This window comes from Candidatus Nitrosotenuis aquarius (assembly GCF_002787055.1).
Classification (GTDB): domain Archaea; phylum Thermoproteota; class Nitrososphaeria; order Nitrososphaerales; family Nitrosopumilaceae; genus Nitrosotenuis; species Nitrosotenuis aquarius.
In genome coordinates, this window is record NZ_CP024808.1 from 390,346 (window position 1) to 414,409 (window position 24,064).

The following is a 24,064-nucleotide window of genomic DNA, read 5'->3' on the forward strand; positions in this document are numbered from 1 at the left end:
TCACAATTGTTATAATACTTACTCAAAGGAAGCTTAAATAATTAAAAAGATTATTTTAACATCAGATGTCAGTCAAAATTAAAGACATTCAAACAAGGATGATCAAAGAAGATGATGGCTCTTATTCAATTACGTGCTCTGCGTTAGGAGTTTACAGTTCGGGCAAAACTAAACAAGATGCCAAAAAGAACTTTGTGGAAGCACTTGAACTTCACTTGTCTGTTCTAAGAGAAAAGGCAACCAAAGTAATAACAGCTTGACAAAACTATCTCCAATTGCAGGAAAATTACTTGTCAAAATTTTATGCAATAAGTTTGGTTTTAGAGTCATACGGCAAAAAGGAAGTCATGTAACTATTACTAATGATACAATATACGTTACCGTGCCACAAAAAGAAATTCGAGTTGGATTGTTGAGTGTGATTCTAAGAGATTGTGGCATTGCACGTGATGAGTTTCTAGAATATGTTTAACCATCTAGAACCTTTCGGAACACTTCTAGCGGTTGGTTGCCAGTAATCTTGGTTATTTTATCACCAGATATTACCAAAAATGACGGTGTCGCATCAATGTTGATTCCTTGAGCAAAATCATACGTCTCTAGCACCTTGTCTTGGTATTTCTTGGAGTCAAGGCACTGATTCATAGAATCGACATCAACTCCTGCAGTCTGTGCGAACTGGGAGATTGAATCCCGATTAACCCAGCCGGTCCTCTCGCCGTTCCAGTTGTGGTATATTTCATCATGCATTGCCCAGAATTTTCCCTGGTCATTTGCGCAATGGGTCGCCTCTGCAGCAAGTACAGAGTCAGGGCCGTTTAGGGGAAAATCAACAAAAACCAGGCTTGCCTTGCCAGAGTCAATGTATTCTTTTTTGATCACATCAAGGCTGGATTGGTGGAATTTGAAGCAAAATGTGCACTGGTAATCGCCAAATTCCACTATTGTGATTGGCGCAGACGAATCCCCAACATATGGCGAGCCGCGCTCTGTCAAATCAGACAATGTAAAATCAGAATTATCCTGAGATGCGTTTCCGCCAAAAAACACTACCACAAAGATTGCGGCAGCTATTCCAATTCCTGCAGGAATTGCAAGCATCACTTTGGACATGTTTTATGCGATTATACCACCAGACAAATAGTTTTGCTATCCGTGTGTTGCCAGGGTCCACAATGCCGAGTTTTTTGCGGCAATCTCTGCCACAAACGGGTCGTCTGCCGATGCTATAATGATAAGATCGCCGTTCTTTGGGCGCATGTTATCTACTAGAATTTTCTTGGTTTTGGGGTCGCCTGCTAAACAATCGATGTTTTCCTTTGGAAACATAAACTGGTCGTCCTTGTATTGGATTGTGGTGGCCCCGCTTGCCCCGTACAATATGGCATAGTCTCGCTGTTCCATGCCAGATTTTGTGGCACTAGAATATTTTCGCAGAATCACCCCATAGTTGAACTTGCTTCGCGCAATGTTGCACTTGGGTATGACACATTCCGAATCCATGACATCGTGAAGCGATTTTACAAAATTCCTGCCCTTGTTGGTAAGAAAGGTGCCTGATTTTGTAGAATCCACAAACGATTCCTCCCTTAGATGTGCAATCATGGTTTTGACTGCGCCCTCACCCATGTGCAACTGTGCACAAAATGTTGCCCTGGATACAAACTGATCCAAATACAACAATTGCAAGGCCTTGAAGACATGTGGAACAGAAAATGTCAGGACCTTGGCAGATCCTTTTCTTGATACAATATTTTGTATGGTTTGGACCTTTGACTGCATGCTCATTAAATATTGGATGATTCATCCAAGAACTTAAATACATTGCATCGAAGGCTTTTGCATGTCTCAATCCAAAGAGATTGCAATCTCAAAGTCAGCCATTCCAAGAACGGCAATCATTGCACTAGCTGCAGTGTTTGTGCTTGGATTGTTTGTAGTAGGCTTTGATCAAGGACACATGTTCTCAGTGGTGTTTGGCGAGCAAGCATATGAGGACCTGTACATTCACGAACTAACTCATGACATGAGACATGCAGCTGGCTTTCCATGCCACTAGGGTGAATCAGTCATGAAGACGTCTCTTTTTATTGCGATAATCTTGGTTTCCGGCGCAATAGCAGGAACAGTCCACGGCCTAGTCAATTTGGCGCTAGTGGAACCATACCTTGATACTGCCATAGGAATTGAAAACCAAAATCTGTTTGATTCCGGAGAAGAGCAAGACACGCCGGAATTCTGGGCAAACTACAACTCATATAGAATATGGCAAAAGGGAGGCCAAATCCTAGCTGGCGCAATACTTGGCACATCAATGGGTGCGTTATTTGGAATTGTCTATGCGTTATCAAAGAATGTGCTGCCGGGATCCAGTCCTGCCAAAAAGGCACTATTTCTGTCATTATTAATGTGGGCAACATTATACATCATTCCATTTGCAAAATATCCTGCAAATCCGCCAACAGTTGGAGACCCAGAGACCATCATTTTACGCCAGACATTATACCTGGCGTTCTCTGCAATTTCAGGCCTGGGCGCAGTTGGATTCTACCAGATATACAAAAAAACAAGCAAAAAGGCAATTGCGTTTGCAGGCTATGCTATATTCATTGCAGCCGTGTTTTTTGCAATGCCGCAAAACCCAGACCCAGTAGAAATCGATTCCGGGCTACTTGTGGGCTTTAGGGTGACATCCGCAATAGGCATGTCCGTGTTTTGGGCATCAGTGGCACTGGTTTTGGGTGCACTGTGGGCCAAGCTAAACCTGGACCAAACATACCAGAAAAAATACCAATAACATCATTATCTGTTCTCATTCCATATAACTAGAACAATAACATTTTATTTAAAGAGCAGAAAACGTAACACAGCAACTTGACTAGACGATTCACATTGCCACAGCTGAAAAAATACGACGTCACGCAAAAGGTAATCGAGGCGTTGGCCGATGCGGAATCTCGAACCATACTGTTCTCTGTAATTAAACAAGGAAAAACCGCTGCAGAAATAGCAGACAAGTACAAAATTCCACTATCTTCTGTTTACAAAAAGCTGGCAGACCTAGAGGATCTTACCCTGGTGCACGTGGAGCGCTGGATGATATCTGACAAGGGCAGAAAATTCAAGGTGTACCGCTCCAGAATCAGCAAAGCAGACATTTCAATCAAAAAGCCAGAGCCAGTTCTGAGTCTTGCGCCAAACCTGTGAGTGTTATGCTGGACAAAAAGTCAATCTACAACCTCAGCCAGTATGACGTAACCCAGCAAATTATAGAGACACTTGCAAATGTGTATTCCCGCGCAGTCCTGTTTTGTATTATAGACAAGGCAAAGGATGCGCAGACAATAGCAGATGATCAGAAAATGTCCATTTCAACCGTATACAAGATACTATCCCAGCTTGAAGACCTCACACTAATTGAGGTTGACAGGTACGAGATATCCGATGCTGGCAAGAAAATCAAATACTACAAGTCCAGAATCAAAAAGGCCGAAATCATCGTCGGCGGCAACACGCCTGTTTTGAATCTCCAATCAAACTAGACTCATTCTAGAATCGTAGAATGGCGTTGCCCTTTAAATAAAGTTAGGCGGACCTATCAAAACATTGAAACAGTTTTTGGTATTGTTTTTGGCCCTATCGGTGATTTTTTCCGCAATTCCATACTCGTATTCGCAAACACAGGACGGAGCACTAGTTGAAGCAATTTTTGAAGTCACGCAGATAGGAACCAATCTCACAAAAGAATCAATGCAGAATGGCGATATAGAATCCGCAAGGCATTATTCCAAGTTTACTGCTGATTTTTATGCGCACCAAATCAACATTTTGCGTTCTGCAAACGTGGAATCTGCAGACGACCTGCATCTTTTGCTAATTGATATTCACTCCAAGACCGTCAGTGGAAGTTTTGATGCGGCAGATGACTTTAACATGCTTCCCAATTATTTGGATAATTTTGCAAAATCCGGTCAGGCATCACTTGTTGCCTCAAATATTTTATCTGTTGCAGACCAGACGTATCAGACCGCATCAGCTCAGAATATTCCACAATACTATACAGTATCCGACAGCCTAGTAAAGCGCGCAGAGGAGATTTTTGAGTCAGATGGTACCATGGATGCAAGACAAAAGGGCGAGATACAGTCATTTTTTGTCGATTTAAAATCCCAAATTGCCAACAAAAAGGAGTTTGTCACAGTCGGCAAGCTGATCACCACAATACAACGCGACCTGACTGGAGCAGACACCATAATTACAGACTCGGCAAATTTGTATGATGTTATACGACAACTATACCAGCAGACGAACTCTGCACTACAGGCAGGCGACTACAATAAAGCAGAAGAGCTGGCGATTGCGGCATATTTGGATAATTTCGAGTATCTAGAAGCAGACATTGAGATCGTAGACGTTGATTTGCTCCATACAATGGAAATAAACATGAGAGAGGAACTGCGTGCAATGATACAAGAAAGAAAAACACCAGAGGAAATTGCCGCATTCATAAAAAACCCAATACTTGTAGACTTGGACAGGGCAGAAGGCCTAGTTGCAAACCTAAAGCGTGATACAACCCAATCTGAAAATCCCCCGCCCGTCCAGCCAAAACTGCTCAACCCAATGGGCTCTGCAACAGAAGATCAAAAGTCCGGCGTGCGGGGAGAAATTGACTTTATTCGAGCCACGCTAGAGACAATGCTGGTACAATACCAAAATGGCGACTATTCCGCGGCATTTACTTCGGCTAGGACTGCATATTTGGATAGCTATGAGCATGTAGAGATCCCACTTCGAAGCATAGACCCAGACTTTACACTAGAAGTAGAATTACAATTTGCGCAGCTGCGACAATTAATCAACGAAAAGGCCGAGTTCTCCAAAGTGCAGGAGGCAGCAATCCAGGTCCGACGAAGCCTTGATGAATCAGAAAGACTAGTCACGGGAACCGGACAGCTTGCACCGGCAATTGCATTTACATCATCATTTGCGGTTATCTTCAGGGAGGGACTTGAATCTGTCTTGATCTTGGGTGCAATTCTGACGTATCTAGAGGCATCAAGAAACACGAAATACAAAAAATACGTATACCATGGGATAATACTTGCAATAGCTGCAACGGCGATTACTTGGGTTATTGCGTCATATATTATCAAAATCTCTGGTGCAAACCGGGAGCTAATCGAGGCAGTGGCTGCTCTGTCTGCTACCGCAGTCTTGTTTTATGTCAGCTTTTGGATCCTAAACAAAATAGAGCACAAAAAATGGATGGAGTTTGTCAAGGCAAAGGTCTGGCAGGCATCCACCACCGGCGGCGTCATGGTCTTTGTGTTGTTGTCGTTCTTTACTGTGTATAGAGAGGGATTTGAAACCGTATTGTTCTATGAAGCAATGTTTGGATTTGCAAAATACATGGAGCTCTATGTTGGTTTAGGATTTGTCTTGGGAATCGGAGTATTGCTTGCGGTGTATTACACCACAAGGAAGCTTGGAAAAAGACTGCCGCTCAAGATGCTCTTTGGCCTTACAATGGGTGTTGGCGCATACCTATCCATAGCATTTTTGGGAAATGCAATACGGGAACTACAAACACTGGACATCTTGCCGTTTACATCCATGATAGGCACAATCCCAAGACTGGACATCAACCTTGCAAAGATGACCGGAATCTACCCTACACTAGAGACAGTAATAGGCCAAATCATACTGCTTGCCGTGTATCTGATAGCCTCCACATATGTCCTAGTGATTAGGCCAAAGCGAGAGGAAAAAATAGCATCTCTGCGCAAGTCCAGAAAAGAGATTGACGAGTTTGAGGCGCATTAGAGTAGGAATCGATGTTGGTGGCACCTTTACCAAGGCCGTTGCAATCGACATCAAAACCGGGCAAATCATAGGCAAGTCGACTGTTCCCACTACTCACAAGGCGCAAAAAGGAGTGTCGGAAGGAATTGTATCCGCACTATCCAAGATGTTATTGGAGTCAAAAATCGACATTTCAGAAATTGAGCTAATCGCGCACTCTACAACACAAGCAATCAACGCATTACTAGAATCAGATACAGCAAAGGTTGGAATAATAGCAATGGGTGTCACTCCAGAAAAAAGCAACATTATCAAGAGGACCAGTCTGTCTGATGCAAAATTCAATTCAGATCAAGCGCTAAAGACAGAGCACGCTTTTTTGGACACGGCGCATTTGATTTCAGAATCCGAAGTATCCAATACAATATCGCACCTAAAGGAAAAGGGGGCTCAGGTCATAGTGGCCACAGAGGCATTTGGTGTTGACGACCCGTCAAATGAAATGTTTGTAATGAAAAACGCCATTTTGCACAATATTCCAGCTACTGCATCGCATGAAATCTCTGGAATTTACGGCCTAGAAATCAGAACGCTGACTGCAGCAATCAATGCAAGTGTTCTGCCAAAGACATTTGAGGTGGCAAACTTTGTCGAAGATGCAATCAAGGGGGCCGGAGTGTCGGCACCAGTCATGATAATGAAAGGAGACGGTGGCGTTACCAGCATGGACACATTTAGGACAAAGCCGATTCTGACAATATTGTCTGGTCCTGCTGCCAGTGTTGCAGGTGCCTTACTATATCTCAAAGTGTCAAATGGAATATTTGTCGAAGTTGGCGGCACCAGCACCAACATTTGTATCATAAAAAATGGCAGGCCTGAAATCCGCTATGTTACAATAAAGGACCATCCCACATGCATCAGATCGATGGATGTGAGAATTCTTGGAGTGGCAGGCGGCTCTATGATAAAGCTCAAAGACAGGCGAGTCTGGAAGGTGGGGCCTCGAAGTGCACACATTGCAGGCATGCGCTATTCCTGCTTTGCCGCACCCGAAGTCCTCAAAAAAGGCAAAATAATAGAAGTAAAGCCAAAGCAAAGCGATATCGAACCTTACATTGCAATACAATGCGAGGGTGAGACATTTGCAATCACCAACACCTGTGCCGCAAACGCGCTAGGCCTAATAGACAAGGACGACTATTCCTATGCAGACCAGACATCTGCCAAAATTGCAATGGAGTTGCTTGGCAGGGAAATTGGAGTCACGGGACCAGAAGTGGCAATGTCCGTAATCCAGACAGCATCATTTGAGATAACAAAGACAGTATCCAAGATTCTAAAAGAGTTCAAAATGGACAAGACAAAAACCCAGATAATTGGAGGTGGTGGGGGGGCATCTGTACTGGTACCGTTTGTTGCAAAGCAGCTAGGAATCCAGTACAAAAAGGCAGAGCATGCCGAGGTCATATCTTCAATTGGCGTTGCGTCATCTATGATCCAAGAGGAAATTGAACACACCATAACAAACCCAACACCAGAGCAGATATCAGATTTGCACAAAAAAATCCATCAATTGATGATAGACAGGGGTGCAGTGCCTGAATCCATTACAATAAACTCGGAATATATTTCTGAGAAATCACTGCTTCGGGTATCTGCCACTGGAAACGTGGAAATGGACAGTGCGGATAATGCCAAAAACGTATTTACGCTAGAAGAGGCAAAAAACAGAGCAAGCGAAATCCTGAATGTCGGAACTGACCTAGTGGACCTGTCATTTGAGACTGATCATTATTTTGTGTTTACTGGACACATATCAGAAAAAAAACTGTTCAGCAAGAAAAACAGGCATCCTGTTTTGGTGTTGGATCGGTTTGGGCGCCAAAAGCTGGCATTAAACAATGCAAAACTGTTCTTGGGAGGCAAAATATCCATACTAGAAGAGCTGGATGACTTTTTGGAATCGCGAAACAGCGAGATTGCGCCTCAGGTCTATCTGCTGAATAATCTAAAGCTAATTGACTTTTCCAGCCTCACCTCAGTGTCTCACATCCTAAATGCCGTGCATGAGGAGCTGGACTCGTCTGATAAGGCAGCCGTAATAGTGGAATTGGCCTAGTCTTGCTGCTTTATCTTTGATTTAAACTCGAGAATTTCCAGTTCTTTTCCGTCCTGTATTATTTTAGTTATCTTTGGTTTGAAGTTTGGCTCATCAAGCGGCGAGAGCTTTCCTTCTGCACTAGCCTGATTCAGCTCAAAGATAACAAATGCAGAGGCCGCTACAAGCAATACAAGCGCAAGTGCTGTCATCATGGGCGCTCTGCTGTACGGTATGATTAAAGAAAGCTGGAACTATAGCGTGATTTTTGGTTCCAAAAAGGAACTAGTTTGGAGCCTTTAAAACAAACTGGTTGTTCATCTCGTCCCATTCCCCATCAATTACAGCAGAGATCACAGCCCCTTCAGAGATTATTATCTCCATTATGTGTGGCGTTAGGACCTGTGTTACTACTTGGTCCGTTCTGTCTCCATATCCTCCATGTGATGATGTAAATGTCGCATCAATCACATGTTGCTCTGGAAACGATTCAAGTATAGTAATTGAGCCAAATTCAAGTGTTTCTTCCATTCCATCAAATGCAAATGTTGGTGATGACACAACAAACTCTCTTGCAATTTCCGTAATTGTCTCTTCATCATATATTGGAATGTCTACTGGCATTGGGATGTTTTCTTCGCCTATAACCCAGATGGTGTTTTGTAATTCCCTTAGAATTTCTGGTGCGCCGTCAGATGCATCAGTCCAGGTGAATTGTTTTTGAAATATTCCTTGGTCGAGAGTTAAACTATATGCAAAATAATCCGCAGAGCCTTCATTTGCAGGATAATCCCCGGAATCCATGTTGAGAAGCTTGCTTTTCTGAAAAATTTGATCAATTTCTTGGATGGTGTCTTCATCCAGTGGCACGTTTGTCTCTGATTCTCCTTCTGTGATAATTATCATGCCTGCTTCTGAATCAAATGTCATTGTCTTTTGGGCAAATCCAGCAAATCCTCCCTCCCTTGATACTGAAATGGAATATGGTTCAAGGGATTTGATGTTCATTCTGTCAATGTTCATCGTTACAGTCATGCCAGTCATCGGCCCTGATTTTGCAGTGCCGATTTGCTTTTTGTTTGTAAAGTCTATGATAAATGATATCAGGTCACCTACCTGGTGAATTTGTGGATTTTTCACCTCAGTGACCCCACCATCAAAGCACAAAGTAGATTCCGTCTGGATACACATCTCGCTTGGAGCAATATCCATTCGAACTATTTCCAGGCCTGATGCGCCCGCCGATACTACGGTTGCCTTGTCACCATTAATGATAAAGTGAAATGCAGAGCCTGCAAATTCCGGCGGGGATTCAATTACGTTTTTGCCATGATACACTAGGTCTTCTGCAAATGCCGAACCAGTCTGAACTAGTATTGTTAGTGCGACTAATCCTAGTGTAATGGCTAATTTCATGATTATTTCAGAAAAGATTTTGATATAACCTTTGATTAAATCTGGTTTTAATCATATGGAATTAGAAAAGACCTATAATGGAAAATTACACCAAAAAATCATGAAATCATTGCTAATTTTGGCAATAGTTGCGGCAATCTCGACAATTCCCATGTCCTTTGCGGATGAGGGAGTCCAGACAATAGATGCTGAAGGAGAGTCATTTGATGTCTCTTATAGCGTTGATGGAGAATTGCTTGCAATAGCTATTGACCAGGAATCAACATCACTACTTGTTGGATTGGATGGCGTACGTGAATCTGAATTTACAATATCATTCCCATCGGAATTACTTGCAGCAGAAAATGCAAGTTTTGTGGTTCTGGTGGATGGATTGGAAACAGATTACACCATATCATACAATGATAACAATCCTACCATATCAGTGCAAATCCCAGAGGCAACCGAAGAAATTGAAATAATCGGAACAAGCGTTGTGCCGGAATTCCCGCTAGGTGTACTGGCAACAATGGGAGTGCTGTCTGCAGTTGTACTGGTCTTTTCAAAGTCAAGACTTGCTATCTTCAAGTAGTGATTTTATCTAATTTTTTTATTTTTGCAGCCTGCTTTATCTCTCGAGCAATTCGCCTTCCCATGCTCATTGGGATGTCATATAGCAAGGTAGAGTATGGCGAGCCGTCCATGTAGATGTTGGTTCCAGCAACTATTCTTGCAGAAAATTCAAAGCTCCAGAATTTTCCGTCTTGATCATATACTCCCTCTATACAGAATGGGCCGTTCATGCCTGGCTTTACCAGCCTTCTTGATGCGGACACAAATCTCTCACCCATCTGGTATACTTCATCTAGTAGCGATTCTCGCAACACCATCGGGCTATTGCCTATGACATTAAACGAGGAAATGTAATCCATTCCAAGTTGTTGTTGTGATGGGATTCTTGCTAGACCCTCAATGTCTGATTCATGTCTTTTGTCAACACCAAAGAATTCCAGCTCGTTTTTGAGTGGAGAATAGAAAAACTGCAGATACGCCAACACTCCCATGACATATTCTTGTATGTATAGGTCAGAGTCGCCCTTGATTAGGCCTTGTTTTACCAAGATGTTGCGCTTTTTGATGTAATCCTTCTCAGAGCTTGCTAAAAAGTAGCCCTTGCCGCCAGCTGCGCCGTGCCTTTTTGCTATTACTAGGCGCTTGATTTTCTTTGGGCTCGATACTGCCTGCGGGACATTAAGCTTGGATTCTATCATGAGTTGCTCCTTTAGCTTTCTGTCAGATTCCCATCTCAGAATCCACTTGTTGCCAAACACCGGAGTCGTGATGGACTCGATTTGTTTTGTCGACATTTGCGCAATCAGAGTACCGTGTGGAATCAATACTGCGTTGTTCTTGTTCAGTATGGTAGTGCATTTTTTGTCCAGTATTTCTTCAAAGGAATCAACCAAAATCATTTCATCAATAAAATCAAATCTTTTGTATAGTCGCTCTCTCTTTTTTTCCGACACTAGAATGGTCTTGAGGCCCTCATCCTTTGCTCCTTTGAGAACCTGTAGTGCACAGTGTGAGCCCAGGGTTGCTACAGAGACCATAATATTTTGGATAAATTCAGCCTTTATGAAAGTTCAGCTTGGGTCTTGGAGACAAAGGCAAAGACTTCGTCTATCAAATCCATGGTGAGGTCTTTTTTGAGATCCTCGGGGGTTGCCTTGAGAATAAAGTCAATCATGGTGGTATTTTTTGGCATTGTATCTGGGTTTTTTGTATACATGGAATAAACCGAAATTGCATTAGATATTACAACTAGGAGTTTTTCTCTGTCAGATAAGACCATGATGATATTATTGGGCCTGGTAATTTCTAGTCTTTTTCCGCCTAGAGGAGAGGATTCTCTCTATTATGAGGCCGATTATTCCCACAGACAGGGCAATTATTATTGATAGATACAGGTCAGATATCGGCTCGCCAAGAATTGGAGTGTCTGGAGTCATGTAAGAAAATGTATCTCCATCCATCGGCATTGCCGGCGGTTCCGGGGAGGGAGATGTCTCCTGTGCAAAGTTCGCATACTCATCAGCTGTGTCTTGCGCCGGTACAGATTCAACACTCTCAAGTGATTCTGCACCAGTAGGTTCTGCCTGTTCTTGTACGGGGGCTGATTTCATTGCCATTTCCGGACTGGATGCAGTGAATGCCGATTCTGGCTGAGCATCCATTGCCAAATTACCCGAATTTGCACGCGCATTACTAATTGCGATTCGATTGTTTTGCTGGATGAACTGCGATGAAAACCATGCTGCAAGAGATACACCTCCGATTGTTGCGAATCGGTATATTCGATTAAACGAGTTGAACAACGACTTGGATGTCTTTGCCTTTTCTGTCATGCCAGACGGCAGTATTACTATGGCGAACTTATCGACGGTATAGTATTTCATGTCGTGCGATTTTGTGTTTTTTCCAGTCTGTGATATTTTGACTACGTTTGCATCCTGCATTTTTTTTAGATGGTACATCACAAGTGGAAGTGAAATCTCTGTTTTTTGCGCAATTTGGTTTGCAGTCATTTCCTCGTTGAACAATAATTTTAGAATGGCACGCGACGAGTCGGAGCTGAGCAATTCCCCTACCGCTTTGATACGATCATCATCAGTAGATAGAATCTCTATTTTGTCGTTAATTCCCATTGGATCTTCCGAGTCGCCCATGATTCAATGACGCTTGCTCAAATAGATATTAAAATTTTCGATTCAATTCTATTTTAATCAAAGGTAATAAGCAAACCATCCTACTATACTCCATGAACAAAGCAATCACAGTCGCAGCCGCGATAGGAGTTGTTCTTGCATTAGGATTCTCGCTAGGAGCAATCCCAACAGGTCTTGATGCACAGGCACAAACAGAGCCAACTCCGTTTCCTTCACGGGAAAAAACAATCTCAGTGACGGGACAAGCAAACACCTTTGTTGAACCAGACAGACTCAACATCCGCTTTGGAGTAGAGGTACAAAAGCCAACTGCCAAAGAAGCACTGGATGAAAACAGTGAGCAGATGAACAAGGTAATTGAGGCAATCAAAGCAGCTGGAATAAACGATGACGAAATAACCACATCCCAGTTCTCAATTTACCCAGTCTACGAGTCATATCAGGAAAAAGAGACAGGCATCTACAAGCAAAGACTCACAGGCTACAGCGTATCTAACATCATCCAGGTCAAGACCCCAAAACTGGACTTGGTCTCTGAAATAATTGATGCTGCAGTAGATTCTGGAGTAAACCGAGTAGATAGTGTCTGGTTCTCTTTGTCTGAGAAGAAGCAACAGCAAGTCAGCGATGATCTGCTAGCAGAGGCAATCACAAACGCAAGATCCAAGGCAGAAAAGGCACTTGTTCCACTGGACTACCAAATAGTCGGAGTCAAGTATGTCAGCCTAGATGGGGGATACTATCCACCACCGATGCCATACTATGGAGCAATGGACTTTGCAATGGAAAAATCTGCAACTCCAATCTTCTCGTCTGACCAACAGGTAACAGCATCCGCAACCGTCGTCTTCCTAATTGGAAGCAACTAATTTTTCTATTTTTTTAGATACAAACTGTTTTGGCAAAATTATTGTGAACGTGGTTCCTTGGTTTTCTCTGCTTGTGGCGGAAATTAGGCCCCCGTGTTGTTCTATGATTTTTTTGCAGCTGGCAAGGCCTAGACCTGTCCCTGTCTGTTTTGTGGTAAATAGCGGCTCAAAGATTTTTGGCAAAATGTTTTCTGGAATGCCGCATCCAGTATCCGATACTTGAATCACCACGTCATTTGGTGTATCAGACAATACTATTTTGATCGTGCCTGTACCAGACATTGCCTGAATTGAATTCATAATCAGATTTGCCAAAACTATCTCTATTTTTGTCTGATCACAAATACAATAAACAAATGTTGTTGGCAGAATTACCTCAACGTCATCCGGCCTGACAATTTTTTCTAATGCTGAATTTATTATATCGTTGAGCAGATATTTTTGGAATTTCATTTGAGTCGGCCTAACAAAATCCAGAACATCTTCTATTTGGTGCGATATTCTATCTATTGCGCGCCTGAGTCTTCCATAATAGATAATTTTTTCTTCAATGTGTAAAACCTGTTTTGATTCCATGATTTCTACGGTGTTTTTGATTACTGATAGTGGGTTTCTCAGATCATGTGCAAGTCTTGCAGCTAATTCTCCTATTGCTCGCAGTCGCTCTGATTTTTCACCAATTTTAGTGTCGATTCTCTCAATTGGTGCGATGTATCCACAGACTAGGCCTGCATTGGTGTAATGATTTTTGATTGCCTCTTGACTTGGTGCCTCCAAAATGCAACACATCTCCTCGGTTTTATGAACATAGAACATCTCTATTGTGCTGACACCGAATTCGTCGATTTCATTATTTACAGTGTCAATTATTCTATCTAGGCCTATCTCTACGACTCTATGTCGTGCAATAAATTCTGGCACGCCTAGACTTGAATATTATATGATATGAAAACTATGATATCTGATTCAAACATACAAGTAGGAATCCGGGATGATATTCATACAGGAATACTAATCATTGAAGAGTTTTTCATATTGCGACAGCTCCTCGATTGCGCTAATCTTCCCTCTTGTAATGTGCATTAGGCGTTTTTTGTAGGATAGATCAATTCGGGTTCGTCGTTCTAGTTGCTCTATTATTTTTTTTGTCATATATCTTCCCTTTCTATCAGAATCAAACAGCAAAATCAAGTTTTTGTGTGATGAAACAGAATCTGCAAATTTTGTCAGACCGCCAAATCTATGAAATTCCAATATTTTTTGCTGGTAACCTAGGTTTTTTAGTGCTGCCGAGTCGCGTTTTCCCTCCACCACTATGACACTTTCAGAAGCCAAATTCAGGGACACAATAAAGTCACGCAGTTCAGAAATCTCATCATATGAAATCTCCACAATTCTGCAAATATCTCATCGGCTAATTTGCCTTTGAGCAAATGATCATGACAAAAAGATGGATAAATTCTCTGCATGCACGCGTAAAATCTGGATCTTTTGTACGCAAGTGTTTTAATAATTTCTGAGTATTCTCCATTAAGAATCCCCCAAAGGTGAACAATCAGGTTCACTGTGCCAGCAAAGGACTTGTGGAGTGTTTTTTTTTTTGCTCCACAGGTCACTTTTTGCTGAAATTGTTTGTTCGTTTTGATTTTGCACACAGATTAATCATTATTTTGTATTGGAAAAATTATGGCAAAGACCCAGCAGTATTTGGATTATTTTGTGGATTTGGCGCATCTGGCGTCTAAAATCCAGTCATATCTAATAGAGAGGCATTTTGAGGTGGGGTTTTCTTCTGAGAAAGGCTATTTCATCCAGGCATCAAAGCGAGGGGCACTACGAACTACAACAGGAACTAGGAGAAGTATTGACATTACCATAAAAGGAGTCCCAGATGATTTTGAGATAAAAATCTCCAGCGGTGAGTGGGGAAATAATCTGCTAGTGTCTGCACCATTATTTGTCGTTCCTGTGGTCGGAATTGCTGCAACTGCCGCACGAGTATATACTGCTAAAAAGCTAGAATCAGACTTGTGGAAATACATCAAATCCGAGGTGGAATCATTACGAAACACAATGCAGTCCCAAAAGAAAAGTGTGCAGACCCAGTACGACTGTGATTATATTGAAGGCTATCCAGGATGGCAGAGCGTCGTTGGCGGCAAGCTAATCATTGAACAAAGCAATGGCAGGGAAAGACTGGTCTTTGAGGCACCAGACGGCGAGCAAATAACAATCCCATCTACAAAAATCCTCAAGGCATCCGTCGTATTAGGCAGAAAAGGACTGGGGCAAAACGACCAACTGCTAGAAATCACATGTACCGACAGGGATGGAAGCCAGATTCACCCTATCTTTAATCTGCAAAACGGTTCAATACTGAAAATTCTAGTCCAGATGAATCGCTAGAATGGATCTCGCTTTATGTAATCGTCTTGAGCGGATTTTATTTTCTGTTCGTATGCAATGTCGTATGTGATGTCGACTAGCTCGGCCTTGCTTGTAATAGGAGTTATGGTTTCGTCTTGCTCTAGTGTTATGTCTGCTTGCAGATTCAGCAATGTGTCTATGCTGTCGGCTAGAATCATGCGCACTTCTTTGATATAGTCAACAATGTCCTCATTTGCGCTCATAGTAATACTGTCCAAGATTTGTCTAATTAATTTTTCAAGTGTTCGCTCCAAACACTCAGGCTCAAATTCATGGATTTTGTTTGGTTTTTGCAAACAGACTAGGGCTTTAGCCCATCCTGATAATAACAGCAAGCATGCACTATACCAGAGCAAGCCCTAGTGGAATCTGCTCATTTTATGTAATAACAGTAAAAAACACGACTAGAATTTTTGGGATTTTACTTACTAGAAAAAACAAGGTCCTGTTCTCGCACCAGGTGTTTGACGACACATATCGTACAACCTACATCATACAAAAAAGAGATAGAAAAATTGCAATCTGCTAAAAAAATTCTGATTTTGGGTGGCGGATTTGCAGGAATCTCAGTGTTACAGGAATTAGAGTCTAGCTTCAAGCACAATGACAATGTCCAAATCACTCTGGTAAATGAAGACAATTTCTTTTTGTTCACGCCAATGCTGCCGGAGTTGGCATCTGGCATGATTAGGCCTAGCGCAATCTCAATTCCATTGCGAATGGTCTGCAAGAAAACCGAATTCATCCAGGCCAAAGTATCATCAATTGATCTGAAGAGTAAGCTTGTGGCCATCACTAGGCCGTTTGATGGGATGGTCAAGGTGCTATCTTATGATTATTTGGTGATTGCTATGGGGGGCACAACCAACTTCTTTGGCAACAAAAAAATCGAAAAGCATGCATTCACAATCAAAACAATACAGGATGCAATAGGAATCAAAACTCATTTGATCCACATGCTGGAAATTGCAGACACTGAAAAAAATCCAGCACTACAGGAAAAATTGCTGACAGTGGTGGTGGTGGGTGCAGGCTTTGCAGGAGTTGAAACGATTGGGGAGCTAAACGACTTTGTGCGCGATTCCGTCAAATCATACTATCACAATATCAATCCAGAAAACATCAGGATGATTTTGGTTTCTGCCAAGGATACCATACTGCCGGAGCTTGGAGAGGAATTGGGCAAAAAGGCATACGAGTCACTGCAAAAGGCAGGAATTAGAATCATACCAAATACAAAAGCGGTGGATGCAGGCGAGGATTTTGTATTTTTGGGAAATGGTGAGACCATACCATGCGATACTATGATCTGGACTGCCGGCGTCACAATAGACTCCGTCATAACAGATTTGGACTGCGAGCACAAGTCAGGCAGAATTGCAGTGGACCAGTACCTCAAGCTTGCTAACGACGATACCGTGTTTGCCCTAGGAGACTGTGCAGCAATTACTGATACAAAGACCGGAGGGTTGTATCCACCCACTGCCCAGCATGCACTAAGGCAAAGCAAAATAGTGTCACACAATCTAAAATCAACGATTCTTGGCAAGGTAGACCTCAAGCCGTTTAACTTTGAAAGCAAGGGCATGATGGCAATAATAGGAAAACGGGATGGAATTGCAAAGATCTCAGGTTATTCCCTGACCGGACTGCCTGCATGGTTGATTTGGAAAACATACTATCTAATGATGCTCCCGACATTTGAGAAAAAGCTCAAAGTTGCAATGGATTGGACTGTAAATTCGCTGTTTACGCGAGACATAACACTGGTCCGCAAAATAAAGAGAAAGAGCGTAAACCACCTAGACGGAATAGAAAGCCTTGATCAAGTATTGTTTAGATCAGAGGCGCAGGCCAAGACAAATTGAGCATATTGGACGCAAAAGCGAATTTTTCATTAAAATAAATACCGAATCCCAAGCAAACATACCATGATAGGAACAGACCTAGAGAAATGGCGCAGAACTCATTATTCTAACCAATTATCTGCCAAGCTTGAAAACACTGATGTTACAGTAATGGGCTGGGTCTTATCAGTTCGAGGTCACGGCAATATTTCATTTATGGCACTAAAAGACAAAGAGGGCGAAATCCAGATAGTTGCAAAGGCCGGAAGCTGTCCTGATGATGTGCGAGAAAAAATCTCACATCTTAAGGCTCACTCGTCAGTTGGAGTACTAGGTACGATAAAGCCGTCTGAAAAGGCGCCAAACGGAGTAGAGATAATACCCAAAGAACTCAAGGTATTTTCCGAAGTGGAAAAGATTCCACCATTTGAGCCATACGCAAAAACTGTCAAAAACATCGACACCAGGCTGGAAATTCGACCAATTGATCTGAAAAGAAAGCCACTGCAACATGTATTCAAGGCGCGAAGCCTGGTTCTCAAATCAATTAGGGATTATTTTTATGAGAAAGGATTTTTGGAAATCAACACGCCAAAAATGATTGCAACTGCAACAGAGGGCGGAGCTGCACTGTTTCCGATATTTTACTATAACAAAGAGGCGTTTTTGGCCCAGTCCCCCCAGTTGTACAAAGAGCAGCTAACTATGAGCTTTGAAAAAGTGTTTGAGATTGCACCGATATTTAGGGCGGAGCCGTCCAGAACTAATCGACATCTCTCAGAGGCAATCTCAATAGACCTAGAAGAGGCATATGTAGACTATAACGACATAATGCAGAGAATAGAGGATTTGATTAAAGCCTCAATTAGAACAGTATCTGAATATGCCAAGAACAACCCTGAATCCGAATTTGTCGTGCCGGAATTGCCAGACAAAATCCCGCAATACACATACGCAGAACTAGTCGATAAAATGCAAAAAGTAGGCGCAAAGACAGAATGGGGCGATGACTTGTACCCATCAAATCTTAAAAAAATCGGCCTGGGTGGATTTTACTTTATCAAGGATTGGCCTACTGGACCCAAGCCATTCTATGTCAAGATAAACAAATTAGACCCGAAAATATCTGAATCCTTTGACCTGATGTTTGGCGATTTGGAATTATCCTCTGGCAGCACTAGGGTTGAGAAAAAGGCAGAGCTTGAAGAGCGAATGAAGAACAAAGGACTCAAAGTGGATGCCTTTGAGTATCACCTTCGGGCGTTTGATTATGGAGTTCCGCCACACGCAGGCTGTGGAATAGGCCTAGAAAGACTAATCATGGCTCTGACTGGAACTGAAAACATAAGAGACACCACACTATACCCAAGAGACGTAGACAGGCTAACGCCTTAGGTGAAACCTTGGTAACAAAAGAAGACATTGAGCACATTGCAAAGCTAATGAGAATAGATATTGAGAGTTCTGACGAGTATTTTGAGCGGGTAAAAAAAATCCTTGGCTATTTTGACATTTTAGACAAGGCAGACATTGAGGGTGAAGAAGTACCGGTACAACAAGTAACAATCGATGATCTTAGAGAAGACAAGTATGTCGCGTTTGATGATCCTCTAATACAACAACTCAAAAACTACAAGGGCAGATACGTCCGCGCACCCAAGATGAATTAGATGGACCTTGGAATCTCTGCCATAGAATACATCAATGGCATCAAAAACGGCACAATCACTGTAGAGGAATTTGTAGCAAAAACTCTGGAGCATATCAAAAAAGTAGAGCCAAAACTGCACGCCTTTATCTCATTAAATGATGATGCTCTAGAGCAGGCACAAGCAATAGACAAAAAGGTAAAGGCAGGCCAAAACGTCGGTGCATTTTATGGAATTCCAATATCAATCAAGGACAATATCTGCATCAAGGGCGGCAAGACAACATGTGCATCAAAGATGCTTGCAAATTACACGTCCCCATATGATGCAACCGTAGTATCCAAGCTAAAATCCCAAGATGCAGTAATAATTGGCAAGACAAACCTAGATGAATTTGCAATGGGCGTTGCAACGGAATTTTCCGCATTTGGTCCAAGCAAAAACCCATGGAACATAGATTATGTTCCAGGAGGATCGTCTGGCGGAAGCGCAGTATCTGTTGCAGGCCTAGAATCGATACTATCGCTGGGATCTGATACCGGAGGCTCTGTTAGAAATCCCGCCAGCTTTTGTAGTATCGTTGGACTAAAGCCGACATATGGTTTGGTATCTAGGTATGGCCTAGTGTCATATGCAAACAGCATTGAACAAATCGGTCCGATGGGGAGGCGAGTGGAAGATGTTGCGTTATTGCTAAACCACATTGCAGGAAAAGATCCGCATGATCCTACAACAATAGACAACAAAAACCAGGACTATCTTTCTGGAATTGATGCTGGAATCTCTGGCAAAAAAATCGGAATCATAAAAGAGATGAGTTCCGGTGCCGGATTAGATGATACAGTAGCATCCGTATTCAAAAATGCAGTGTCTGCATTTGAGAAATTGGGCACCAAAATAGAAGAAGTGTCACTAGACATGGTGGAATATACCGTTGCGACGTACTATGTGCTTACTACTGCAGAGGCTGGAAGCAACCTGTCCAGGTATGACAACTTGCGATATGGGTACGATTTGGATTCCGAGGGATATGAATTCAAATCGTACATTTCAAAGGCAAGACGCAATTTTGGACCAGAGGTAACGCGAAGAATGATTCTTGGTGGATTTGTGCCGTCTGCGGGATTTGCAGGAAAATACCTACTCAAGGCGCTAAAAGTAAAAAGCAAGCTCAAAAAACAAATCCAATCGGCATTTTCAAAATGCGACTTTTTAATATCCCCCACAGTACCCGTACTGCCTTTCAAGTTTGGAGAAAAAATAGACGATCCGCTTGCAATGTATATGGCTGACATCAACACAGTTACTGCCAATTTGACTGGAGTGCCAGCCATTTCAGTACCATATGAAGTCAAAAATGGATTGCCAGTAGGAATACAAATTCATGCCAATATCCTACAGGAAAAACAATTGTTACAGGCCGCATATGCTCTACAAAGCACAACCAAGCTACCGGAGATTCCGCTATGATAGGCCTAGAAATTCACTGTCAGCTGACCAAGCTAGAAAGCAAGCTGTTCTGTACTTGCAAGGCAAACTATCGCGGATTTGAGCCAAACACAAACATCTGTCCCGTATGCATGGGAATGCCAGGTACTTTGCCAAGGCTGAACAAAAAGGCAGTAGAAAAGGCAACAATGATTGCAATGGCACTCAACTGCAAGACGCCGCAAAGCCTTGGCTTTTTTAGAAAAAATTACTTTTATCCAGACCTGCCAAAAAACTTCCAAATAACCCAGCTAAACTTGTATGGACCTACCAGCATTGGCGAGCAAGGCAAAGTTTCCATAGAAGGAAAAGAGATTCGAATCAGGCGGATCCAAATAGAAGAAGACCCAGGCAGGCTAATCTATGAGGGAGCATCGGAGAGAACAGCAATCACCCTGGTGGACTATAACCGTGCAGGCACACCTCTAGTGGAAATAGTGACAGAGCCTGATTTTGACAACCCGCGACAGGTGCGAATCTTTCTTAATGTGTTGTCGGACTTGCTTGAAAACCTTGGCGTATCAGACCCAACACTGGAAGGCGCCATGCGTGCAGACGCAAACGTCTCCATCGAGGGCGGAAACAGAGTAGAGGTCAAAAACATTGGCTCTTTTCATGATTTAGAAAAGGCAATCCACTTTGAGCTCACACGCCAGACAAGCCTCAAAGAAAGAGGAATTGAAATTGCACAGGAGACTCGTCACTGGGACGATAAGCGAAAGATAACAATATCATCCAGATCCAAAGAAGAGGATGAGGACTACCGGTATATCCTCGAAGGTGATATACCGTGGGTGATAATGGATGAGGCATCACTGCAATCATGGAAGAAAAACATGCCAGAGAGTATCAGCTCCAAAAAGGAAAGATACGTCACAAAATACGGCATCCCAGCACAGGTAGCAGAGGTGTTATCATCTGACAAGTATTATTCGGATTTGTTTGAGCAGGCCCATGATGAATCAAATGCCAAAGAAGTTGCAAATATGATCACAACTGATCTGATGGGCCTAGTTGACACCAGAGAAAAACGAGAGCAATCTAAACTAGTACCAAAACACCTCTCTGATCTAGTATCAATGATAAGTTCCGGCAAAGTAACTCGAAGCTCGGCAAAAAATGCACTTCAGGAAATTGTCAAGACCGGAAAATCCGTATCAGATATCATATCCAGTACTGGTTTGGCAAAAATCTCTGACGAATCAGAGTTGGGTAAAATAATCGATGAGATAATATCGCAAGAAGGCACAGCTGTTCAGCAGGCACGGGAGAATCCTCAAACCATAAACTATCTTGTTGGAAAGGTAATGCAGAAAACCAAAGGAAAAGCAGACCCAACAATAACGCTAAATCTATTCAAGAAAAAAATTGGAATCTGAGATTAACGCCGACGAGGCAGAGATTATACGAATAATATCCAGTCTTCCGGAATTTTCATGGCTGATCACTGCAGAATTGGCCAAAATTAGGCACGAAATCAGGGGTAAAATAGCAAAAACCCTGCACGAATACTATCTAGAAAACACAAGAAATGAAAAAGGAGTCTGGACTGCCAAATTTGCATCTGTTGGCATAAGCGAGGACGATGGAAAGACGATGATCTCATGTGCAAGGCGCCTTGGAATGGAGATGTTCTGACCATGTCTTTTGTGTTTATTCCAACAAAAGAACAAACGGAAAACTCTAACATTTTTCGATTCATGCAAAAACACAACATTTCGTCTTTGCAGGAATTGCACAAAAAATCCGTATCCGATGTAAATTGGTACTGGAATGCAGTAAACGATGACATCGGCATAGTCTGGGACAAAAAATATACAGTTGTTTCTGATTTTTCTGCAGGAAAACCATGGGCAAAGTGGTTTACTAATGGCAAGCTAAACATCATAAATTCCACACTGTCAAAATTTGCCAAAAAAATACCAGACAAGATTGCATATTATTTTGTATCAGAAAATAATATTGAACAAAAAATCACCTACCTACAATTAGAAAATCATGTAAACAAACTTGCAAATGCGTTGATATCATTAGGTGTACAAAAAGGAGATGTTGTCGCAATCTATATGCCGATGATCCTAGAATCAATCATCACAATATTGGCATGTGCAAAAATAGGTGCAATCCAGACAACAATATTTTCCGGATATAGTTCAGACGCACTAAACGTCAGATTGCAAGATTCAAATGCAAAAATCTTGTTTGTATCTGACGGATTTAATCGTAGGGGAAAATCAGTGTCACAAATAGATGCAGCACAAAATGCACTAGAGCAAACCAGTATTGAAAAAATAGTCATAGTACCATATCGCGATACAGACAAGTACGAGTTTTCTGACAAAATTCTAGACTATGTAAAACTAGTATCCAATCAATCAGAGACATGCCAGACAAGAACACTAGATTCAGAAGATCCATTGTTCATACTATACACCTCTGGCACGACTGGCAAGCCAAAAGGAGTCATTCACACGCATGGCGGATTTACAGTTTTTGCGGGCCATCAAGCATCATACTTGATTGATTTGACGCCGGATGATGTTTTGTTTTGGCCTGCTGATATTGGTTGGATTACTGGCCAAGTGTGGAATGTATACGGATTGCTCGAAATTGGTGCAACAGCAGTAATCTATGATGGTGCAATTGATTATCCAAATCAAGGCAGAGTCTGGGAATTGCTCTCAAAATATGGAGTGACAATTTTTGGAATTTCTCCTACTGCTACTAGGATGTTTAGAAAATCCGGAATTAATCCAAGGGAAAAATACAATCTGAATAAAATTAGAATTATTCCAACCACAGGCGAGCCAATTGATGAGGAGTCATGGTGGTGGTTATATGAAAAAATTGGTAACAAAAAAATCCCAATCATGAATTTGGCTGGAGGAACTGAGATAGGCGGTGCAATGCTATCAGTATTTCCAGGAATGAAATTAAAACCAACCACAGTCGGTATGCCATGCCCCGGTTTTGATCTTGATGTCATAGACGAAAACCAAAACTCACTGACAGACCAAAAAGGCTTTCTTGTAATAAGGACGCCATGGCCTAGCATGACACGCGGCTTACTTGGTGATAACACCAGATACATTCAGACCTATTGGAGTCAATACAAAGACCTCTGGTTTCATGGAGATTACGTTATTTGTGACTCTAATGGATTGTGGTACATGCATGGCCGAGTAGATGATGTGATCAATGTATCAGGACACAGATTAAGTACAGTGGAAATTGAGCGAGTTGTTTCCACACATCCACAAATCGCAGACTCTGCCGCAATATCAATCCCAGACGACATCACAGGTGAGGCAATCGTAGTATTTGTCGTACTCAAGGATAAGTCATCCCAAGACATTCAAAAACAAATTCAGGACCATGTCTCTGATAAAATAGGCAAGCTTGCACGTCCAAAACTGATATACGCAATATCAGAAATGCCTAAAACACGCACCGGTAAAGTAATGAGAAGACTGCTAAAAGCAAAATTACTTGTGGAGTCACTAGGGGATTTGTCGGGATTGGAAAATCCTCACGTCCTAGATGAGATTATCGGACCCAAATAACATCCAAAATGCTTTTTGATTGGAAAATTCTAATTCGCAAACGCCATCGTATGCAAATTACAGAATCACTTGATTGTGTCGAATCTATCCCGGTATTATCTGGATTAAACAAAATCCACAACATTGTTCGACATTATTGTGTGATTCCCTTTGACATAAACAAGACATTCGTAGCTTAAACTAGTCTGGATGAA

29 protein-coding genes are annotated in these 24,064 nt (G+C 42.1%); 19 read left to right on the top strand and 10 right to left on the bottom strand.

Annotated elements, in window-relative coordinates:
- The first annotated feature begins 65 nt into the window (after nt 1–65).
- Both NAQ_RS02285 and NAQ_RS02290 read left to right on the top strand, forming a co-directional pair.
- Nucleotides 66–260: a type II toxin-antitoxin system HicB family antitoxin gene (locus NAQ_RS02285; protein WP_100182057.1), complete on the top strand. Its 195-nt coding sequence runs from the start codon at nt 66–68 to the stop codon at nt 258–260.
- The gene (locus NAQ_RS02290) at nt 257–472 is read left to right on the top strand and encodes a type II toxin-antitoxin system HicA family toxin (RefSeq protein WP_100182058.1); all 216 of its coding nucleotides are present in this window, start codon (nt 257–259) and stop codon (nt 470–472) included. Before NAQ_RS02285 ends, NAQ_RS02290 begins: the two co-directional genes overlap by 4 nt.
- Here the strand turns inward: NAQ_RS02290 and NAQ_RS02295 are convergent.
- Nucleotides 469–1,113, bottom strand: a complete 645-nt coding sequence (locus NAQ_RS02295; protein WP_100182059.1) for a DsbA family protein — start codon at nt 1,111–1,113, stop codon at nt 469–471. The two genes, NAQ_RS02290 and NAQ_RS02295, sit on opposite strands and share 4 nt — an antisense overlap.
- 36 nt (nt 1,114–1,149) lie before the next feature.
- Nucleotides 1,150–1,788, bottom strand: a complete 639-nt coding sequence (locus NAQ_RS02300) for a DUF4443 domain-containing protein (protein ID WP_245871673.1) — start codon at nt 1,786–1,788, stop codon at nt 1,150–1,152.
- Between the two features lie 55 nt (nt 1,789–1,843).
- Here NAQ_RS02300 and NAQ_RS02305 point away from each other — a divergent pair, with 55 nt between their 5' ends.
- The 6 genes from NAQ_RS02305 (at nt 1,844) to NAQ_RS02330 (ending at nt 7,927) form a co-directional block, all read left to right on the top strand.
- Nucleotides 1,844–2,059, top strand: coding sequence for a CbtB domain-containing protein (locus NAQ_RS02305; protein WP_100182061.1), 216 nt, complete (start codon nt 1,844–1,846; stop codon nt 2,057–2,059).
- 12 nt (nt 2,060–2,071) lie between these two features.
- Entirely contained in the window at nt 2,072–2,797 is a 726-nt protein-coding gene (locus tag NAQ_RS02310; protein WP_100182062.1) for a CbtA family protein, read from the top strand.
- A gap of 77 nt (nt 2,798–2,874) precedes the next feature.
- Nucleotides 2,875–3,207, top strand: coding sequence for a winged helix-turn-helix domain-containing protein (locus NAQ_RS02315; protein WP_100182063.1), 333 nt, complete (start codon nt 2,875–2,877; stop codon nt 3,205–3,207).
- 5 nt (nt 3,208–3,212) lie between these two features.
- Nucleotides 3,213–3,542: a helix-turn-helix domain-containing protein gene (locus NAQ_RS02320; protein ID WP_100182064.1), complete on the top strand. Its 330-nt coding sequence runs from the start codon at nt 3,213–3,215 to the stop codon at nt 3,540–3,542.
- A gap of 64 nt (nt 3,543–3,606) precedes the next feature.
- The gene (locus NAQ_RS02325) at nt 3,607–5,826 is read left to right on the top strand and encodes an FTR1 family iron permease (RefSeq protein WP_245871676.1); all 2,220 of its coding nucleotides are present in this window, start codon (nt 3,607–3,609) and stop codon (nt 5,824–5,826) included.
- Nucleotides 5,813–7,927 (top strand): hydantoinase/oxoprolinase family protein, encoded by a 2,115-nt coding sequence (locus tag NAQ_RS02330; protein ID WP_245871678.1) that lies wholly within the window; start codon nt 5,813–5,815, stop codon nt 7,925–7,927. The genes NAQ_RS02325 and NAQ_RS02330 overlap by 14 nt, the downstream gene beginning before the upstream one ends.
- Here the strand turns inward: NAQ_RS02330 and NAQ_RS02335 are convergent.
- Both NAQ_RS02335 and NAQ_RS02340 read right to left on the bottom strand, forming a co-directional pair.
- On the bottom strand, nt 7,924–8,121 hold the full coding sequence (locus NAQ_RS02335; RefSeq protein WP_100182066.1) for a hypothetical protein: 198 nt from the start codon (nt 8,119–8,121) through the stop codon (nt 7,924–7,926). The genes NAQ_RS02330 and NAQ_RS02335 overlap by 4 nt on opposite strands.
- A 70-nt stretch (nt 8,122–8,191) precedes the next feature.
- A complete protein-coding gene (locus NAQ_RS02340) occupies nt 8,192–9,322 on the bottom strand; it encodes a hypothetical protein (protein WP_100182067.1) in 1,131 nt (376 codons plus the stop codon).
- Nucleotides 9,323–9,422: 100 nt separating this feature from the next.
- Here NAQ_RS02340 and NAQ_RS02345 point away from each other — a divergent pair, with 100 nt between their 5' ends.
- A complete protein-coding gene (locus NAQ_RS02345) occupies nt 9,423–9,893 on the top strand; it encodes a hypothetical protein (RefSeq protein WP_100182068.1) in 471 nt (156 codons plus the stop codon).
- On the opposite strand, the gene NAQ_RS02350 is transcribed toward NAQ_RS02345, so the two are convergent.
- Genes NAQ_RS02350 through NAQ_RS02360 form a run of 3 tightly spaced genes read right to left on the bottom strand, consistent with a single transcriptional unit; the run spans nt 9,886 to nt 12,027 of the window.
- Nucleotides 9,886–10,911 carry a formate--phosphoribosylaminoimidazolecarboxamide ligase gene (locus tag NAQ_RS02350; RefSeq protein ID WP_100182069.1) on the bottom strand — a complete coding sequence of 342 codons (1,026 nt, stop codon included), beginning with the start codon at nt 10,909–10,911 and terminating at the stop codon, nt 9,886–9,888. The genes NAQ_RS02345 and NAQ_RS02350 overlap by 8 nt on opposite strands.
- 23 nt (nt 10,912–10,934) lie before the next feature.
- The gene (locus tag NAQ_RS02355) at nt 10,935–11,153 is read right to left on the bottom strand and encodes a hypothetical protein (protein WP_100182070.1); all 219 of its coding nucleotides are present in this window, start codon (nt 11,151–11,153) and stop codon (nt 10,935–10,937) included.
- 7 nt (nt 11,154–11,160) lie between these two features.
- Nucleotides 11,161–12,027: an ArsR/SmtB family transcription factor gene (locus NAQ_RS02360; protein ID WP_100182071.1), complete on the bottom strand. Its 867-nt coding sequence runs from the start codon at nt 12,025–12,027 to the stop codon at nt 11,161–11,163.
- Between the two features lie 92 nt (nt 12,028–12,119).
- Between NAQ_RS02360 and NAQ_RS02365 the strand changes: the two genes are divergently transcribed.
- On the top strand, nt 12,120–12,896 hold the full coding sequence (locus NAQ_RS02365; protein ID WP_100182072.1) for an SIMPL domain-containing protein: 777 nt from the start codon (nt 12,120–12,122) through the stop codon (nt 12,894–12,896).
- On the opposite strand, the gene NAQ_RS02370 is transcribed toward NAQ_RS02365, so the two are convergent.
- Nucleotides 12,879–13,817 (bottom strand): sensor histidine kinase, encoded by a 939-nt coding sequence (locus NAQ_RS02370; protein ID WP_100182073.1) that lies wholly within the window; start codon nt 13,815–13,817, stop codon nt 12,879–12,881. The two genes, NAQ_RS02365 and NAQ_RS02370, sit on opposite strands and share 18 nt — an antisense overlap.
- Before the next feature lie 90 nt (nt 13,818–13,907).
- Entirely contained in the window at nt 13,908–14,288 is a 381-nt protein-coding gene (locus tag NAQ_RS02375) for a toprim domain-containing protein (RefSeq protein ID WP_100182074.1), read from the bottom strand.
- Nucleotides 14,289–14,582: 294 nt separating this feature from the next.
- On the opposite strand from NAQ_RS02375, the gene NAQ_RS02380 reads away from it, so the two are divergent.
- Entirely contained in the window at nt 14,583–15,302 is a 720-nt protein-coding gene (locus NAQ_RS02380) for a hypothetical protein (RefSeq protein WP_100182075.1), read from the top strand.
- On the opposite strand, the gene NAQ_RS02385 is transcribed toward NAQ_RS02380, so the two are convergent.
- Nucleotides 15,299–15,526: a hypothetical protein gene (locus NAQ_RS02385; protein WP_162858583.1), complete on the bottom strand. Its 228-nt coding sequence runs from the start codon at nt 15,524–15,526 to the stop codon at nt 15,299–15,301. The two genes, NAQ_RS02380 and NAQ_RS02385, sit on opposite strands and share 4 nt — an antisense overlap.
- A 134-nt stretch (nt 15,527–15,660) precedes the next feature.
- On the opposite strand from NAQ_RS02385, the gene NAQ_RS02390 reads away from it, so the two are divergent.
- The 8 genes from NAQ_RS02390 (at nt 15,661) to NAQ_RS02425 (ending at nt 23,870) form a co-directional block, all read left to right on the top strand.
- On the top strand, nt 15,661–15,852 hold the full coding sequence (locus NAQ_RS02390) for a hypothetical protein (RefSeq protein ID WP_100182077.1): 192 nt from the start codon (nt 15,661–15,663) through the stop codon (nt 15,850–15,852).
- Nucleotides 15,839–17,191 (top strand): NAD(P)/FAD-dependent oxidoreductase, encoded by a 1,353-nt coding sequence (locus NAQ_RS02395; protein WP_100182078.1) that lies wholly within the window; start codon nt 15,839–15,841, stop codon nt 17,189–17,191. Before NAQ_RS02390 ends, NAQ_RS02395 begins: the two co-directional genes overlap by 14 nt.
- Nucleotides 17,192–17,254: 63 nt before the next feature.
- Complete coding sequence (gene aspS, locus NAQ_RS02400; RefSeq protein ID WP_100182079.1) at nt 17,255–18,565, top strand: aspartate--tRNA(Asn) ligase; 1,311 nt, start codon at nt 17,255–17,257, stop codon at nt 18,563–18,565.
- 8 nt (nt 18,566–18,573) lie between these two features.
- A complete protein-coding gene (locus NAQ_RS02405; RefSeq protein WP_100182080.1) occupies nt 18,574–18,840 on the top strand; it encodes an Asp-tRNA(Asn)/Glu-tRNA(Gln) amidotransferase subunit GatC in 267 nt (88 codons plus the stop codon).
- Entirely contained in the window at nt 18,841–20,289 is a 1,449-nt protein-coding gene (gene gatA, locus NAQ_RS02410) for an Asp-tRNA(Asn)/Glu-tRNA(Gln) amidotransferase subunit GatA (protein WP_100182081.1), read from the top strand.
- Nucleotides 20,286–21,686 (top strand): Asp-tRNA(Asn)/Glu-tRNA(Gln) amidotransferase subunit GatB, encoded by a 1,401-nt coding sequence (gatB, locus tag NAQ_RS02415; protein ID WP_100182082.1) that lies wholly within the window; start codon nt 20,286–20,288, stop codon nt 21,684–21,686. The genes gatA and gatB overlap by 4 nt, the downstream gene beginning before the upstream one ends.
- A complete protein-coding gene (locus NAQ_RS02420) occupies nt 21,676–21,945 on the top strand; it encodes a hypothetical protein (RefSeq protein WP_100182083.1) in 270 nt (89 codons plus the stop codon). Before gatB ends, NAQ_RS02420 begins: the two co-directional genes overlap by 11 nt.
- Before the next feature lie 2 nt (nt 21,946–21,947).
- Complete coding sequence (locus tag NAQ_RS02425; RefSeq protein ID WP_245871680.1) at nt 21,948–23,870, top strand: AMP-binding protein; 1,923 nt, start codon at nt 21,948–21,950, stop codon at nt 23,868–23,870.
- Nucleotides 23,871–24,064: the final 194 nt, after the last annotated feature.